The following is a 16,551-nucleotide window of genomic DNA, read 5'->3' as shown; positions in this document are numbered from 1 at the left end:
TTATTCAGCCATCAATTGCGGAATCGCATTTTGATAGCTTGCCTTGGCGGCCTTTTGGTCAACCGTTACTTGGCCATCCTTTGTTTGGATGGCGATGACTGCATCCTTCGTTACTTGACCCAACTTGGCAACCACTGCCTTCGTTTCAGTCATCTTTTGTTCAAAAGCAGCTGCTTGTTCGCTTGGTACGGACAAAACAAAGCGTCCTGGCACTTCTGCAAACAATTGTGCAGTCGTTCCTGCAAAATCAGCTTGCAAACCAAAGTCATTTGGGAAGGTTGCTTCAGCCAAAGCAACGCCCAAACCACCTTCACTCAAGTCGTGCGCACTGGCTACCAAACCGGCTTCGATTGCCTGCAGAACAAAGTCCTGATTTGCCTGAGCAGCGTCAACGTCAAAATCAGCTAACTGACCGGCAATATCACCAGTCTGCATCTTTTGAATTTCGCTACCGTTAAAGGTATCGCCGATGGTACCAACCAGGTAAACCTGGTCCCCATCGTTTTGGAATTCAGCACGGGTAATGTGTTGGTTATCAGCAATCAAACCAACCATTCCGACCATGGCTGTTGGCAAGATAGCCTTGTTGTCAGTTTCGTTATAAAGACTAACGTTTCCAGAAATCACGGGGGTATTCAAGCGCTTAGCCATATTCGTGATTCCTTCAACTGATTGGTGTAATTCATAGTAAACTTCTGGATTATCGGGTGAACCAAAGTTCAAGCAATCCGTCATTCCGATTGGCAAAGCACCGGTTGCGACCAAGTTTGAGGCAGCTTCGGTCACGGCCATTTGACCACCAACAAAGGGGTTCAAGTAGGCATAACGACTGTTCACATCGGTCGTCATGGCTAAGGCCTTCTTCGTGCCACGGATCCGTGTTACACCGGCATCCCCACCCGGCTTGACAACCGTATCGGCACGGACTTGGGAATCGAAGTGACGGAACAGGCTGGCCTTTGAGGCAATCGTTGGCTGTGCCAAAAGATCAAGCAAGACCTGGTTGGCGTCTGCCACGTTTGGCTGGTATTGACTAGCACTCGCTTCCTTCAAGCGAGCAGGTTCTTCTTGAGCCAACTTAGGTTCAGGTGCATTCGTCAAGAAGTCAATATCCACGTCAGCCACTGTTTCACCGTGGAAGTTCAAGCGGTAACGACCATCGTCTGTCACCGTTCCAACTGCAACGGCATCCAAACCGGCCTTTTCAAAGAGGTCGATTACTGGTTGTTCCTGGCCCTTTTGGACAACAAGCAACATCCGTTCTTGTGATTCAGACAACATCAATTCGTATGGCGTCAACGCAGCTTCACGTTGTGGGACCAAATCAAGGTTCAATTCGATTCCAGTACCAGCCTTTGAGGCCATTTCAGAACTTGATGACAGTAAGCCGGCAGCACCCATGTCTTGGATTCCGATAATGCTCTTACCGTACTTCTTAATGGCATCAATCGTTGCATCCATGACCAACTTTTCCAAGAAGGGATCCCCAACCTGAACAGCTGAACGATCAGATTCTTCTGTTGATGAAAATTCTGCTGAGGCAAAGCTGGCCCCGTTGATGCCGTCTCGACCAGTCTTGGCACCAACGTAGATAATCGTGTTTCCTGATCCCTTGGCCTGGCCAACTTGCATTTCATTTTGGTTAACCAAACCAACTGACATCACGTTTACCAGTGGGTTTCCTGCATAAGATTCATCAAAGGCGATTTCCCCACCCAAGTTTGGAATCCCAATGGCATTGCCATAACCGGCAATACCGGCGATCACACCATCAACGATTTGACGGGTCTTGGCATTGTCCAATTGGCCAAAGCGCAAAGAATCCAAAACGGCGATTGGTTGGGCACCCATGGAGAAGATATCGCGCAAAATTCCACCAACACCAGTCGCAGCCCCTTCATAAGGTTCGACAAAAGAAGGGTGGTTGTGACTCTCGGCCTTAAAGACCACGGCCTGGCCGTCACCAATATCTAAGATACCGGCACCTTCACCAGGTCCTTGTAAGACACGTTCGTTTTTCGACCAAAACTTACGCAAAGCAGGCTTTGATTTCTTGTAAGAACAGTGTTCTGACCACATTCCGGAAAAAATTCCAGCTTCAGTATAATTTGGTCGGCGACCAAGATGGTCAACAATCAAATCGTATTCATGGTCTGTTAGACCCCAATCGGCATAAATGCGCTTTTCAGCAATCATATCTGGGCTTGGCTCATTTGCCATTGGGTTAGTTTGTTGGGTACTCATCCAAATTCTCCTTTAAAACGGATGTGTTAATTAGGCGTGGGCTTTTTGATCGACTGCGTGTAAAAGGCTTTCGAAGAAAGCACGACCGCTGTCGTTACCAGTTAAGGCGTCAACTGCTCGTTCGGGGTGAGGCATCATCCCGTAAACGTTACCGGCTTTGTTGGTGATACCGGCAATTTTATTCATGGAACCATTAACGTTTTCCTGGTAGCGGAAAATAACTTGGTGGTTGTCTTCCAACTCCTTGAGAGTGGCTTCATCAGTAACGTAGTTTCCTTCACCGTGAGCGATTGGAACCTTTAAGACATCGCCCTTTTTCATGGTGTTGGTAAAGTTACTATCAGCATTTTCAACCACTAAGTTGACTTCATCGCAGATAAAACCAGGTTGTTCGTTAACCAGGAGTTGACCAGGTAACAAACCGGCTTCCGTCAAAATCTGGAAACCATTGCAGATACCAACAACCAGCTGACCGTTGTCAGCAGCAACCTTAACGGCGTCCATCGCTGGTGAAAATTTAGCAACGGCACCTGAGCGAAGGTAATCACCGTAAGAAAAGCCGCCTGGAATAAAGATGGCATCGTATGCTGACAGGTCACTGGCCTGGTCGTCTAATAAGTCAACATCAACATCAAACGATTCCAAAGCGTGATACATATCCATATCACAGTTAGAACCTGGAAAAGTAATGACAGCAGCTTTCATGGGTGGTCTCCTTCTTAAATTTCTTCCAAATCGTAAGTATACGTTTCGGTATTGTGGTTAATTAATAATTCTTCAACCAAAGATTCAACTTCCTTGGCAACAGCAGCCTTATCGACACCAGTTAACTTCACTTGGAAGTACTTTCCTTGGCTAACGTCCTCGATGCCTTGGTATTCCAAGCGCTCCAAGGCTGATTTAATAACGACCCCCTGCGGGTCCAAAATTGAGGGCTTGTAGGTTACGTAAATTTTTGCCAAATACATCTTTTCTGTACTCCTTTTACTTCAACGCGTCTTGTAAGCGTTGCAATACATCCTGGTAGCCAACACGCAAGTCACCTTGCTTTTGGCGGAAAACATCTTTATCGAGGGACTTGCCCGTCTTTTGATCAACCAAACGCATGTTATCTGGTGAAAGTTCATCAGCTAAGATGATTTGTCCATCAGCTAACCGACCAAATTCTAATTTGTAATCAATCAAAGTAATGTCAATCTTGTTAAACAAGGCAACCAAAAGCTCGTTGACTTGGTCAGCCAATCCGTAGACCGTCTTCAAATCAGCTTCGCTGGCGAACTTCAAAGACACCGCCTGTGAATCGTTCATAAAGGGATCATCGAGCTCATCAGACTTGTAATACAGTTCTTGAACGCGGGGTGAAAGCTTTTGCATTGGTTCTACCCCAAAGCGAGAAACAAAGTGCCCCGCCGTATAGTTGCGCGTAACGACTTCCAAAGGAATAATATCAACCTTCTTCACCAACTCATCGGTGGCAGAAATTGATCCCAACCAGTGGTGTTGCAAACCTTGATCCGACAGGTAAGTAAAGAGGAGGTTTGAGATGCTTGAATTTAACTCGCCCTTACCACTGTATTCTTCCTTGACCTTCCCGTTCAAAGCGGTTACCTGGTCCATGTAGTGCATCCAGATAATGGCAGGATCGTTGGTTGCAAAGACCTGCTTGGCCTTTCCTTCATAAAGCAAGTCACCACGGGTAAGTTGCTGTCCGTTAAATTCAACTGTATTTTCTGTCATTTTTCCTTACTCTCCTGATTAAATTGTTTGGAAATATGTGCTTAAATCTTCGATAGCCGGTTGCCCAACCACCGTGAGGTGGCCCATCTTCCGACCCGGCTTGACGGCTGCCTTGCCATAATCATGAAAATGCCAGTCGGCATGGTCAGGGAAGGCCTGGCGTGCCTTCAACAATTCATCTCCAAGAAGATTGACCATCATTGCGCGGTCATGGAGCTTAATGGCTGGAATTGGTAAGCCGACGATACTGCGAATATGCCCTTCAAACTGAGAAATGTTGCAGGCTTCAATCGTGTAATGACCTGAATTATGTGGCCGTGGGGCTAACTCGTTGACCCAGACCTGGTTGCTGTCCTGGTCAACAAAGAGTTCAATGCCCAGGACACCGCGTAAATCAAGCTTGTCGGCAATCGTCTTGGCAATTTCATGGACTTGGCTATCCAGGTCCTTGGTAATCGCTGCTGGAATCATGCAGGTCTTCAAAATATGGTTTTGGTGAACGTTTTCAGAAATTGGCCACGTTACTAATTGGCCCTGCTTCGTCCGAGTCACCATCACGCTGACTTCCTTAGTAAAGGCAATCTTTTGTTCTAAAATCAGCACGCCACCCGGCCAGTTGTCCTTAAGTTTTTCAACATCAGCAGCGGTGTTTAAATCAAATTGACCGTGGCCATCGTAACCACCACTGACCGTTTTCAAAATTCCGGGCAACCCCACCTCAGTAACCGCCTGATCCAAGTCTGCTGGGCTTTCAACCCTAGCAAACTTAGCAACCGGCACCTGGGCTTCATCACGAATAAAGGCTTTTTCCGCTAAGCGGTTACTGGTAATTTCTAAGAGGCGAACGCCCTGTGGTACATAGGCATCCTTCAAGTCTTTGAGGGCCTCTTGGCTGACGTTTTCAAATTCATAAGTCAAAACATCCGACCTGTCCGCCAGCTCTTGGAGGGCCTTTTGGTCGTCATATTCGGCCACGATTTGATCGTCACAGACCTGAGCGGTTGGGCAGGCTGGCGTTGGATCTAAGACAATCACCTTATAACCCATTTCCTTAGCCGAAAGGGCCATCATTTGCCCTAGTTGACCGCCACCGATAATACCGATGGTCTTCCCTGGTTCGAGGTAACGATTAGCCTCTGTCATTGCAACTCCCCTTCGCTTTCAATTGAGCTAGCAGTTTGCTTAGCGCGGAAATCAGCCAAATTAGCGGCAATCTTTTCATCTTGTAAAGACAAAATCGAAGCGGCATAGAGGGCCGCATTCTTGGCGCCGGAATTACCGATGGCCATTGTGCCGACTGGCACTCCTCCGGGCATTTGAACAATACTCAAGAGAGAATCAAGACCATTTAAGTTACTGGACTTAACTGGCACCCCGATAACGGGAATTGTTGTGCTAGCGGCTAACATCCCGGGCAAATGAGCTGCCCCACCCGCTCCGGCAATAATAATTTCTAAGCCGTTTTCTCTGGCTTGTGAACCAAACTCTTGTAGTTGAACTGGCATCCGGTGGGCTGAAATTACGTGCTTCTCTGCTGCAATTCCTAAGTTTTGCAACAAATCAAAGGCCAGCTTCATTGTTGGCCAGTCACTTTTAGAACCCATCACCACTGCTACACGCGCTGTCATGCGGTACGCCTCCTGTATTGTTCGTGTTTTATTGAGATAGAGCCACTTTCAAAAAATGCAGTTCGCTTTAAACACATGATAACAAAACTGACGCAACTTGTGTTCGCTCTTTAATAATAATTTTCTCATATAAGAAGGGTTTTCTAGACTAAAAACGAACATTGGACAGAAACCCGCATTTTTCCTATGTATTATCTGTAATAAAAAAATGCCAGAATGTTGAAAAACATTCTGACATTTCTAGTGAAATTAACTTAATTTAGATTTTGCTGCAACGCGACGATCGCACCAGTTCAAATAAATCTTAGCCGTTGACGATGACAAGGCCACCGCAAGGGCAAAGATAATCAAAGCTGAATAGTCCAAATGACTGATTTCAAAGACCATAAACATGGCCATCAGTGGTGCTTGCTGAGAAGCCGCTAACAAAGCAACGGCACCAATTAAAGCAAACTGCCAAGGTGAGATGCCTGGGAATAATGGTGCTAAAGGTACGGAAGCAACCAAACCCAAGACACTCCCCAACGCAATTGAGGGTGTCAACGTACCACCGGTACCGCCGGCATACAAGCTCAAGAAGGTCATCACAAATTTGGCTAAACCAAGAGCAATAAAGAAGTATAGCAAGTGATGGTTTGTTTGCAAAAAGGCGTACTGGGCAGTGGCACGGCCATTCCCCATCACGTAGGGAAAGGCCCAGGCAGTTAACCCAGTGACAACACCGACCAAAGGCATCGTTAACCAAAGCCACTTTCCCTTCGCCTGGTACTTTTGCGCCCAAGCAAAGGCTTGCTTTGCCCACGCCCCAAAGATTCCGGCAATTGGGCCGATAATCAAGGACACAACCAGTAAAATCAGCGAGAAGTGGTCAACCTTTGATAGGGCATAGTAAGGATCAAAGCCCTTCACGATTGCTCCCATCAAGGCAGCAATCGTTGACATAATCAAAGACACCGAAATCGTCTTCACGGAGGCCTTCTTCAACAGCAATTCAACGGCAAACAGCATCCCCGTAATTGGCGAAATATAAACACCGGCAAAACCAGCACCGGCTGCGGCAGCCAAAAGCAGCTTTTGATCTTCTTGGCTTAACTTCAAGAACTGCCATTTAGCAGTCTTCTTTTGATAAACCTGGGCTAACATAACCCCGGCTTGTCGAGGAGCTAACTCACGGCCAACGGATCCACCCGTTCCGACAAAGAACATCTGAGCCAAAACGTTTAAGGCTGTCTTAATCGGTGGCATCTCGTCACCCTTCAAGGCACCATTAATACCGACGATTTTGCGTCCCCGTGAGCGAATTGCCCACCAAACAAAGCCAGCGATTGTCGACCCAATCACAACCGATAAAAAGCGGCGCAATGGGCTGGCACTGTTTGGACTGTAGTGGCGGAATGATTCATGAAAATGTAAGAATAAAACTTCCACGTGTTCCAAAAAGAGCGACAACAAGAGTGCAGCAAAGCCGATGACCACTGCTAAGACTAGCGTGGCAATCCCCAGTGACCAGAAGGCACTTTCCTCTTCTTTAAATTCAGCCGCTGGCGACTGTTCATTTTGATTAGCCATAATTTCCCCTTTAGATAGGTAATTGGATTATTTGAAAACAGTTAAATTCTGACAATTTCATTGGGCAAATCAGGGTCTCTTGTTTGGCCGAAAATGGCTCAACCATGCGCAGAATAAGCGGTAAATAACCGCATACTAATGTACATAATTTGTCCAAAAAATGCAAGAATCTGGCGATAAATTTTCACTTTTCAATTCAAATCCGATTACAGCTACATTCGTATCAAAATGAGACTTTTTAGTATCCTAATCAAAAAGAAACTATACCAATCAATGAAAAATCAGTCTTTCATCTTCGTTATTAGAAAGAAAATTTATCAGTGAAAAAGGCTAATCATCCCCACTTTAACAGCTTTTTCAGTAAAAATACTTTTCGCTGATTTTTTGTATAAATAGCCAAAAACTTGCATAATATTAATTTTTGTTTTAAGTTAGACCGGTAAAGAAATAAATTCGTTTTTAGAAAGGAAGTTCTTTTATGGCAGACGACTTTGACAAGAACCGTCACATGAATCACGACAACCATGAAGAAAACAAGAAAAAAGACATGGGGCAGATGAAGATGGGCCACCAAGATCATGACGGCCACAGCGACACGGAGCACATGGATATGGGACACAATCATCAGGGGCACGATGACCACATGCAAATGGGCCACGGACAAATGAAGATGGACCACATGGATATGGAACACAATCATCAAGGGCACGATGACCACATGCAAATGGGCCACGGACAAATGAAAATGGATCACCAAGATAATGACGGTCACAACGACATGGGCAACATGGATATGGGGCACAATCATCAAGGCCACGATGACCACATGCAAATGGATATGAGCCAGGGTCACGATGGCCAAATGAAGATGGACCACGACATGTCGAATATGGGTAACATGCCCGGAATGGATCATAGCCACATGGACCATGACATGTCTGGCATGGGTGACATGGGCGGTATGCCAATGAACCACAGCAACATGAAGCAGCGGTTCTGGTGGTCTTTCGCTCTCTTGATTCCCCTCCTGTTCGTCGCTCCCTTTATGGGCGTTGACCTACCAATCACATTGACATTCCCCGGTTCCAACTGGGTGATGCTGATTTTGGCGGTCGCCATGTATGCCGTTGGTACCCAACCCTTCTTTTCGATCGCGAAAATTGAATTGAAGCAAAAGAAACCAGCGATGATGTCGCTGATTTCCATGGGGCTTTTGGTTACCTTCTGGGTTTCCGTCTATGCCTTTATTGCCAAGACTTTCTTTAAGGTCGACGCCATGGACTACTTCTTGGAGTTCGGTACCCTGGTTGTCATCATGCTCTTGGGGCACTTAATTGAGATGCAAGCCACCATGAAGGCCGGCAATGCAACCTCCGAACTTTCAAAGCTCACCCCGGCAACGGCTCATGTCAAGGAAGGCGATTCTTTCACCGACAAGCCCGTCAGTTCGCTCACGGCTGGTTCTGTCGTTCAGGTCTTGGCCGGTGAATCCTTCCCTGCTGACGGCACCGTTCTTTCAGGTTCATCCCAAGTGGATGAATCACTGATGACCGGTGAATCAAAGCCAGTCAAAAAGGCTGAAAAGTCCTCCGTCATTGGTGGAACAATTAACGGTGAAGGTACTTTGCTTGTTCAGGTCTCCGCCGTCGACGATGATTCCTTTATTGGCCACCTCAAAAAGACTTTGAACCAGACGGAGGCCAGCTCCTCTAAGGCCGAATCACTGGCCAATAAGGTTGCCGGCTGGCTTTTCTGGGTCGGCTTAACAGCTGCCATCTTGGCGCTTATTATTTGGACCGCCATCAGCGGCCTGACAACCGCCTTTAATATCGCCGTGACAACGCTAATTATTGCCTGCCCACATGCTTTAGGTTTGGCCATTCCATTGGTTATCCAACGGACCAAGGCACTGGCAGCCAAGGATGGCATTTTGATTAAGAAGCACGGTGCAGTGCTGTCAGCTAAGCACCTGGATTATGCCTTGATGGATAAGACTGGTACTTTGACTAACGGTCACTTCCAAGTGCAAAAATTAGTCACTAACAAAATCAGCGACCACGACGCCCTTGCCATCATGGCCGCTCTTGAACAGCAATCTTCCCACCCACTGGCTAAGGCTATCGTCCAGAAAGCAAAGGACGATGGCGTGACCGTCACGGCCGGCCAAGACGTGCAAACCATTGCCGGGGCCGGGATCAGTGGAACCGTCAACAGTCAGCAATATTCACTGGTTTCAGCACGCTACCTAAGCGAGCAACACATCGGCTTTGAACCATTGGATGCCGATGGTTCCATCTCCTACCTAACAGATGGCCATCAGGTTTTGGCCGCTGTCTCCCTCGGTGACAGCATTAAAGACTCAGCCAAAGACTTTGTTGCCCAACTCAAGGCCCACCAAATTACCCCGGTCCTTGTCACGGGTGATGCCAAAAAGACGGCCAATAAGGTTGCCCAAGAATTAGGAATCGATGTTGTCCAGGCAGAAGTCTCACCAGAAGACAAAATTAACTTGGTCAAGCAGTACCAACAAAAGGGTAAGACGATGATGATCGGTGATGGGATTAACGATTCTCCAGCCTTGGCCCAAGCTGATTTGTCAGTGGCCATTGGTGCGGGAACCGACGTGGCCCAGGCTTCAGCCGACGCCGTGTTGATTTCGAAATCACTACCAAAGATCATCGATTTAATTAACTTGGCCCATAACGCTAACCGCAAAGAAGTTGAAAACCTCTGGTGGGGAGCTGGCTATAACATTTTAGCCATTCCAACCGCCGCTGGCCTCTTTGCCTTTGCCGGCATCATGTTAAACCCATTGATTGGGGCCACCGTGATGTCGCTTTCAACGGTTGTTGTGGCCATCAATGCACTTCTCTTACACAAGTAAGCGCACAAAGATTAGAATTTTTAAAGTTTCTTTTATGTCAAAGCTGTATAATGAGCAGTTGAGTACAAATAAAAGGAGCTTTTTTTATGCGCAAGTATTTTGCAGAATTCTTTGGGACGATGCTGTTGGTCATTTTCGCCACCACCGCCTTGATTTACGTCACGACATTCCAAACGGGTCAGCTCTTTGACGCCATGGCCATCTTCGGCCTGGCATTAGCAGCTTTGATGTTTATCTTCGGTCCCATGGCTGACGGTGGTCACTTTAACCCCGCCGTTTCCTTAGGAGCAGCCATCAATAAAGACATCTCTTGGAAAACCTTTGGGGGCTACTTTTTAGCTCAGTTCCTCGGTGCCTTTGCCGGATTGACCCTTTCGGTTTATACGCTAATCCCAATCATTAATGCACAACAAAGCTCCTCATCCTCTTCATCAACGTCTTCTGTCAAAGCGAGCCAATTGTTCTCCTTATTAGAACCATCAGCAGCCAGCGCCATTTCCGTTTGGCTAGCAGTGGCCATTGAATTGTTCTTCACCTTTGTTTTGGTCTTTATCACCCTAGTGGCATTGAAGAAGCACATCAAGCAAAGCGCCGCTATCACCGGGATTAGCTTTACCCTGATTTCCTTTGTGACTTATCCTCTTACAAACGGCTTGGTTAACCCAGCCCGCGTCCTTGCTCCAGCCCTTTATAAAGGCTTGGCATCCTCTGCCCATCTTTGGTACTTCTTAATTGCCGAGATTTTGGGTGGCCTCTTGGCCGGCTTGGTTGTTAAATATTTCATGAACGAAGATGAGTCCACTGTTAAATCAGTTGCCGAATAATCTTTCATCATACAACAAAGGTCCTGACTGTCTAGTCAGGACCTTTTTAATTGCTCATTTTTTAAATCAGACCCTCTCGCTCTTCTAACAAAACTTGTTCCCCAGTAAAGGGAAGTATCAATGAAAGAGCCGTTGAATGCAGGGCTAGTCGCTTACCAGTCTTACCCTGATAAAAATCATCCCCATTAATGGGATGACCATTGCCGGCTAAATGGACCCGCAGTTGGTGCATCCTCCCCGTTTCCAATTCAAGGCGAACAAGACTTTCGTCACGTTCGCTATCCTCTTCTAAGACCTGATAGTGGGTAACGGCGTTTTGGCCGGCAGAATTAAACCAACGCAAGCGATCATCATTTGGATGATTGCCAATTTTTTGATCAAAAAGACCAGCCTTTTGGTCAAACCGGCCCGCAACTCGTGCCAGATAGGTTCGCTTAATAATCTTTTCTTTGATCAAACGATTGAGAATTGGTACCACGATTGGATTTTTGGCCACAATTACCAGGCCAGAAGTTGCCCGATCCAAGCGATGAACCATAAAGGCTCGAGCAGGTTGACCAGCTGATTTTTGCGGATTCTTTTGAAAATAGCCATTCACGTAATTCAGCAACGTATCCGTTTCCGTCGGCGAATGCGGGTGCATCTTCATCCCGGCTGGCTTGTTCACCACCAAAAGGTCCTCGTTTTCATAGACGACGACAAGGGAGATATCAATATTTACCGGATAAGGGCCCTGCTGGTCCAAGAATACGTCTTCTTGGAAGGTCAGGGTTAGTTGGTCACCAGTCTTTAAAACGTGTGCTGTCGAGACCTGTTGGCCATTAACGCGCAGACCCCGCTCCTGCCGCAAGTTTCCCCGCAGATGCTTTGGCAGAAAAATTTGTTTCAAGTAGTCTTTCACTGACAAACCGGAAAATTGATTCGCTATGGTGATTTGCTTTTGATATTTTGCAACCATTTCTTTTCCCTAATAAAAAATCAGGGTTTCCCCTGATTTCATTTTAACTTAATTACTACTGCTACTACTACTTGCACTGCTTGGCGCAAAAGCACTTGAGGTACCCGGATAATCAGACGTTACTGAGTCCGGATTATCATTAATTTCCGGTGCATTGGTGATGTAGTCGGTAACCGTACTTTGGCCACCATGCTGAGTGTACAAGGACGTTGAATTCTGATTTTCGTTGGCCTTTTTAAAGCGGGCCAGGGTCTTTGACTTGGAATAGTCATATGCCGCCGCATCGACCGCCTTAAAGCCATCAGGGTGGTAGAAACGCAGCAAATTCTTCTGGTTCAGCGTATCGGACATCGCTAGCTTTTCGTTGGCTTCCGTCTGATACTTGTTAAAGAGCTTTTCCTGATCTGGCGTCGGGTTAATGACTTTTTCACCGGTCTTTGTATCCCAAATCGTGCCAGAAATCGAAGCATAGTTCGGTGTCATCCAGTCCTTATTACGCATGACCACCAGTTGACTCCGGTCGGTTGCCAGGAGGTCCTGACCAAACTGAATATAGCGCTTGCTTGAAATCCCCAAAAGATGCTCGATTGTTGGCGCCACATCAACTTCACCACCATAGGTATGGTTAATACCGCCATTTTTCAAGCCAGGAACATGAATAATCAACGGTGTTCGCTGCAAGTTTTCGTTATCCAAATCCGTCCACTTGCTTGGATCCTTGCCCAAAAGTGGAGCCAAATACTTGGTATCGGTATTATTAATACCGTAATGATCACCGTAAAGCACAACCATGGTGTTGTCGTACAGACCTGATTTCTTCAGATAATCGAAGAATTCTTTAATGGCCTGATCCAAATAATGGTTGGTAATGAAGTAATTATCAATATATTTCGATCCGGAATTAGACGTTTGGAAATTAGGATCTTGGTCATCCTTATCAATTTCGTACGGGATATGGTTGGAAACCGTGATGTACTTCGCATAAAACGGTTGTTGCAAGCGTTCAAGGTATGGAACCGAATCCTTAAAGAGTAACTTATCCTTCAAGCCCCAGGCGGTTGATTTTTTACCGCTCGTATCGAAATACTCGCCAGAAATCCAATTTTGATAACCCATGTTTTTATAAACATTCGTTCGATTCCAGAATGAACCGGTGTTACCGTGGAAGACGGCTGATGAATAACCAGCCCGTTGATTCAAAATGGACGGCATTGCCTGGAAAGTCTGGTCATTGCCTAACTTGGCAAAAAGTGAACCTTGTGGCAGACCGTAGGTGGATGTCTCCAATAGATTTTCAGCATCGGACGTTTTTCCTTGGCCGACCTGGTGGAAGAAATTATCGAAGGCAATCGTATCTTTACTGTGATACAGAGAATTCAAGAATGGTGTTACTTCTTGTCCGTTAACCTTGCGATCAATTGAAAACTGCTGGAAAGACTCCAAGTGAATCACAATAACGTTCTTACCCTTTGCCTTACCGGCATAGGTTGGGTTCATGCCAACATAGTGATCTTGAACGTACTTTTTCACCTTTTGTAGTTCTTCTGGCTTCGCTGATTTTCGCACCTGACTCGTATTGAAAGTATTATAGGCATCCAATACTGTAAAGGGACCGATTCCCAAATACTTAACCAAGTATTCCCGATCGAATTGCCGAGTCAACAACTGAGGACGATCAACATCAGCCAGTGCTAAGTTGGCCATGATAATCAACCAGCCTACTGCGAGTAACGTTGACGTTTTACCGGGGCGAACGGCCTGACGATCACGCTTAATCTTTTTGAACAACAAAAGACCTAGTAGAATAACAACATCAATCCAAAACAAGAAGTCATGAGGGCTAAAACTAATCGCACCGGCCGCCTTACCACCCTGATTAACCGATGAGTAATTCAAAATGACATTGACACTCAAATAGTCAGTAAACTCACGGTAGTAAGTCACGCTGATATAAAGATAGGTCGTCAGAGCCGTGTACAAAACCATCATTCCACCGTAATATAAATTACGATTTTTAAAGAACAATGGCAACGCAAAAATCAGCATCGTAAACCCGATTGGGTTAATCAACATCAAGAAAACTTGATACAATGACGACACGTGCATCCAGTTAAAATCCATTCCGTAAGCCAAAAAGGTTTTCAAAATGAACAGCGAAACTAATAGTGTATAAAAACCTAAGCGGGTCTGGACCTTTGTTTTTCCCGCCTGGTAAACCGCCTTTAAACGATGCGGCTTTTTTTGTACTTCTTTTTTCATAATAAGGCCATTATACGCCTATTTGTAGGGGCTTTCAGTTAAAAATCATTTCAAGCTTATATCTTTTTCTGTTTTTAAAACTAGCACTTTTTCCCTTGCTAATTTTAAACAAATACGTGACAATAGAATCAATCGAACCGCTAAAGGGGATATTTTTATGCCAAAGTATAATGCTTATTTAATTGATCTTGATGGAACAATCTATCATGGTAAAGAACCCATTCCAGCCGCTAAACGTTTCATTGAGCGCTTGCAAAATGCCAAGATTCCATATCTTTTCGTTACCAATAATTCAACAAAAACGGCCAAGGATGTCGCCGACAATTTGACTGTTAACCACAATATCAAGACAACTGTTGACCAGGTTTATACTTCTGCCATGGCAACAGCCGATTACGTGAAGGGCTTGGCTGGTAGTGGCCAAAAGGTCTATCTAATTGGTGAAGCTGGCCTAAAAGATGCCCTGGAAAATGCTGGTATCGACTTGGTCCCTGCCACTGAGGCCAACGTTGTCGTGATGGGCCTCGACCGTAACTTTACCTACCAAAAGCTCAAGGAGGCGACCTTTGCCATTGCTCGCGGAGCAAAGTTTATCGCCACTAACGCCGACACAAATCTTCCAAGTGAAGAAGGCATGCTGCCTGGGGCTGGTTCCCTTGTTGCCGCCTTAACTACGGCAACCGGAGTAGAACCCACTATTATTGCCAAGCCTGAGGCCCCCATTATGGAAGGTGCGCTAGCCAAGCTTAATCACCCCGACCATCCCGTCATGGTTGGTGACAACTACAACACGGACATCCTGGCTGGTATCAAAAACGGCCTCGACACCCTTTTGGTCTACACCGGTGTGTCCAAGCCAGCCGACGTAGCCAAAGAAGTCAATCAGCCAACTGATTTTGTCGCAAATTTCGATGAATGGTCTGTTGAATAATTTAATTTAATAAAAAAACCGGATATAACCGGTTTTTCTAGTTGAAGCTAAGCCTATCAAAAGGCTTTAGCTTCTTTTATTTTGCTTGATTTTGTAATGCCAGTAAGCGCGCATTGAGGGCTGGGTCGGCAGCTTTTAAATACAATCCTTTTTTGCCACGCTTAGCTAAAATGTTTAAAGCATTGTACATAAAATCAGTCTTGGCCTGAGCAATGGCACCAGCATCGGTCAGATTAGGGTTCTTTTTATAAATTTCTTTGTGAGTGACCTTTGCCGAATTAACGACCATCCGATCATTTTTGGCATCATACTCAAATGCTGGGCTCAGTAAGACTCCCGCATAATTTAAGTCAAAGCCTTGAACCGTGTAGATGGAACCAACCTGGTTGATCGACTCCGGTCGATTTGGCCACGTCTTAACCTGCGCATCGAATTCGTCCCACGGCAAATCAAAACCATCTAATACCACATGGTGGGCACCATCTGCCCGCCGTTGAAAGCCGGTTGTTGCCAGTACACGTGCCAGACCGCCCTCTTCGTTGCGTTCCTTAATCGTTTCAAAAAGGTCATCCGCCCGTTCAAAAATTCGCAGGTCATAATCACCTTGATTAACTGGCAAAGGTGTGAGTTTGCCGGTAACGAAGTCATCAATCCAAGCTGAAACTGAAGCGTTGGCCTCCATTCGATATTGAAAATCCATGGGAAAAACCCGATGGTCATAGGGGGCTAAAACCTGATTTAGCAGCTTTTGATTCCAAAACATCTTACCTTGAATAACCTGCTGAAAGTCAAAGACAACTACGACAACCTTCGCTAATTTGATAATTTCAGACAATTGATTGTCCTGAAAAAAACGAATATAGGGCTCTCTCTTACTTAGTAAGAGATGGCCTTCATCGATTAAAACGACATCATAGTGACTATCCGTCTTATGCGCACTATTAATCAGTGATGTCGGCCGGACATAATCTTTTTTGTAAAGATCTGAGTAGCGTGCACCCATCTCCTGGTAGACCTTTAATAGCTCTGGGTGATTAACGGTAAAGACAGTTTTTAGACCCTGATAGGGGCTAGCAGGGTCTTTTAGGCCCTGTCGAATGTTCTTGAACAGCCGAGTTAATAAAACACTCTTCCCGGTTCCTGCAGCACCCTCAATGACCGCTACATGATGATCAGAAGTCTTCAAACTCTCATTAATGTATTTTTGTAAATCAGCAAGAACGTCTTGTTGATTAGCGCTCATTTGATCAATGTCAAAAGGTTTTAAATTATCATTTTCCATAATCTGATTATACAATTTATGAATAGGTCAGACAAAGTTGTTCTAAAACTAATATACTGGCAAAAGCTATTTGAAAACACAAAAAAAGAAGCCAAAACCCTTAACTGGCCTAACTTCTTGCACAAAAAAAGAAGACCGTAGTCTCCTTTGTCATGGGCCATCCAGGACTCGAACCTGGGACCTCTGCGTTATCAACACAGCGCTCTAACCAACTGAGCTAATGGCCCATCTCTTC

13 protein-coding genes and 1 tRNA gene are annotated in these 16,551 nt (G+C 45.7%); 3 read left to right on the top strand and 11 right to left on the bottom strand.

All coding sequences use genetic code 11. From position 1 onward, the window contains the following. The 7 genes from purL to AABI08_RS05795 all read right to left on the bottom strand — a co-directional run bounded on the left by purL (position 1) and on the right by AABI08_RS05795 (position 7,178). A complete protein-coding gene (gene purL, locus AABI08_RS05825; RefSeq protein WP_338344427.1) occupies positions 1–2,244 on the bottom strand; it encodes a phosphoribosylformylglycinamidine synthase subunit PurL in 2,244 nt (747 codons plus the stop codon). 30 nt (positions 2,245–2,274) lie between these two features. Beyond that, positions 2,275–2,949, bottom strand: coding sequence for a phosphoribosylformylglycinamidine synthase subunit PurQ (gene purQ, locus AABI08_RS05820; protein ID WP_338344426.1), 675 nt, complete (start codon positions 2,947–2,949; stop codon positions 2,275–2,277). A 14-nt stretch (positions 2,950–2,963) separates the two neighbouring features. Next, positions 2,964–3,212, bottom strand: a complete 249-nt coding sequence (gene purS / locus AABI08_RS05815; RefSeq protein ID WP_338344425.1) for a phosphoribosylformylglycinamidine synthase subunit PurS — start codon at positions 3,210–3,212, stop codon at positions 2,964–2,966. A 16-nt stretch (positions 3,213–3,228) separates the two neighbouring features. Continuing rightward, the gene (locus tag AABI08_RS05810; RefSeq protein ID WP_338344424.1) at positions 3,229–3,981 is read right to left on the bottom strand and encodes a phosphoribosylaminoimidazolesuccinocarboxamide synthase; all 753 of its coding nucleotides are present in this window, start codon (positions 3,979–3,981) and stop codon (positions 3,229–3,231) included. Between the two features lie 18 nt (positions 3,982–3,999). Beyond that, positions 4,000–5,124 (bottom strand): 5-(carboxyamino)imidazole ribonucleotide synthase, encoded by a 1,125-nt coding sequence (gene purK / locus AABI08_RS05805; protein WP_338344423.1) that lies wholly within the window; start codon positions 5,122–5,124, stop codon positions 4,000–4,002. Further along, entirely contained in the window at positions 5,121–5,609 is a 489-nt protein-coding gene (purE, locus tag AABI08_RS05800; protein WP_338344422.1) for a 5-(carboxyamino)imidazole ribonucleotide mutase, read from the bottom strand. The genes purK and purE overlap by 4 nt, the downstream gene beginning before the upstream one ends. Before the next feature lie 249 nt (positions 5,610–5,858). Further along, positions 5,859–7,178, bottom strand: coding sequence for a chloride channel protein (locus AABI08_RS05795; RefSeq protein ID WP_338344421.1), 1,320 nt, complete (start codon positions 7,176–7,178; stop codon positions 5,859–5,861). A 643-nt stretch (positions 7,179–7,821) separates the two neighbouring features. On the opposite strand from AABI08_RS05795, the gene AABI08_RS05790 reads away from it, so the two are divergent. Beyond that, on the top strand, positions 7,822–10,062 hold the full coding sequence (locus AABI08_RS05790) for a copper-translocating P-type ATPase (protein WP_421823478.1): 2,241 nt from the start codon (positions 7,822–7,824) through the stop codon (positions 10,060–10,062). Positions 10,063–10,148: 86 nt separating this feature from the next. After that, positions 10,149–10,886: an MIP/aquaporin family protein gene (locus AABI08_RS05785; protein WP_338344420.1), complete on the top strand. Its 738-nt coding sequence runs from the start codon at positions 10,149–10,151 to the stop codon at positions 10,884–10,886. 61 nt (positions 10,887–10,947) lie between these two features. On the opposite strand, the gene AABI08_RS05780 is transcribed toward AABI08_RS05785, so the two are convergent. Continuing rightward, positions 10,948–11,844: an RluA family pseudouridine synthase gene (locus tag AABI08_RS05780; RefSeq protein WP_338344419.1), complete on the bottom strand. Its 897-nt coding sequence runs from the start codon at positions 11,842–11,844 to the stop codon at positions 10,948–10,950. A 48-nt stretch (positions 11,845–11,892) separates the two neighbouring features. Further along, positions 11,893–14,103 (bottom strand): LTA synthase family protein, encoded by a 2,211-nt coding sequence (locus AABI08_RS05775; protein WP_338344418.1) that lies wholly within the window; start codon positions 14,101–14,103, stop codon positions 11,893–11,895. 157 nt (positions 14,104–14,260) lie between these two features. Here AABI08_RS05775 and AABI08_RS05770 point away from each other — a divergent pair, with 157 nt between their 5' ends. After that, a complete protein-coding gene (locus AABI08_RS05770) occupies positions 14,261–15,034 on the top strand; it encodes a TIGR01457 family HAD-type hydrolase (protein ID WP_338344417.1) in 774 nt (257 codons plus the stop codon). Positions 15,035–15,110: 76 nt separating this feature from the next. Here the strand turns inward: AABI08_RS05770 and AABI08_RS05765 are convergent, their stop codons facing one another. Then, complete coding sequence (locus tag AABI08_RS05765; protein ID WP_338344416.1) at positions 15,111–16,316, bottom strand: DUF2075 domain-containing protein; 1,206 nt, start codon at positions 16,314–16,316, stop codon at positions 15,111–15,113. A gap of 153 nt (positions 16,317–16,469) precedes the next feature. Continuing rightward, positions 16,470–16,543 (bottom strand) — tRNA-Ile (locus tag AABI08_RS05760). Positions 16,544–16,551 lie beyond the last annotated feature (8 nt).

The sequence above is a fragment of the Fructobacillus evanidus genome, assembly GCF_963580165.1.
Classification (GTDB): Bacteria; Bacillota; Bacilli; order Lactobacillales; family Lactobacillaceae; genus Fructobacillus; species Fructobacillus evanidus.
The sequence above is the reverse complement of the archived record's forward strand: the minus strand, read 5'-3'. Positions and strand labels throughout refer to the sequence as shown.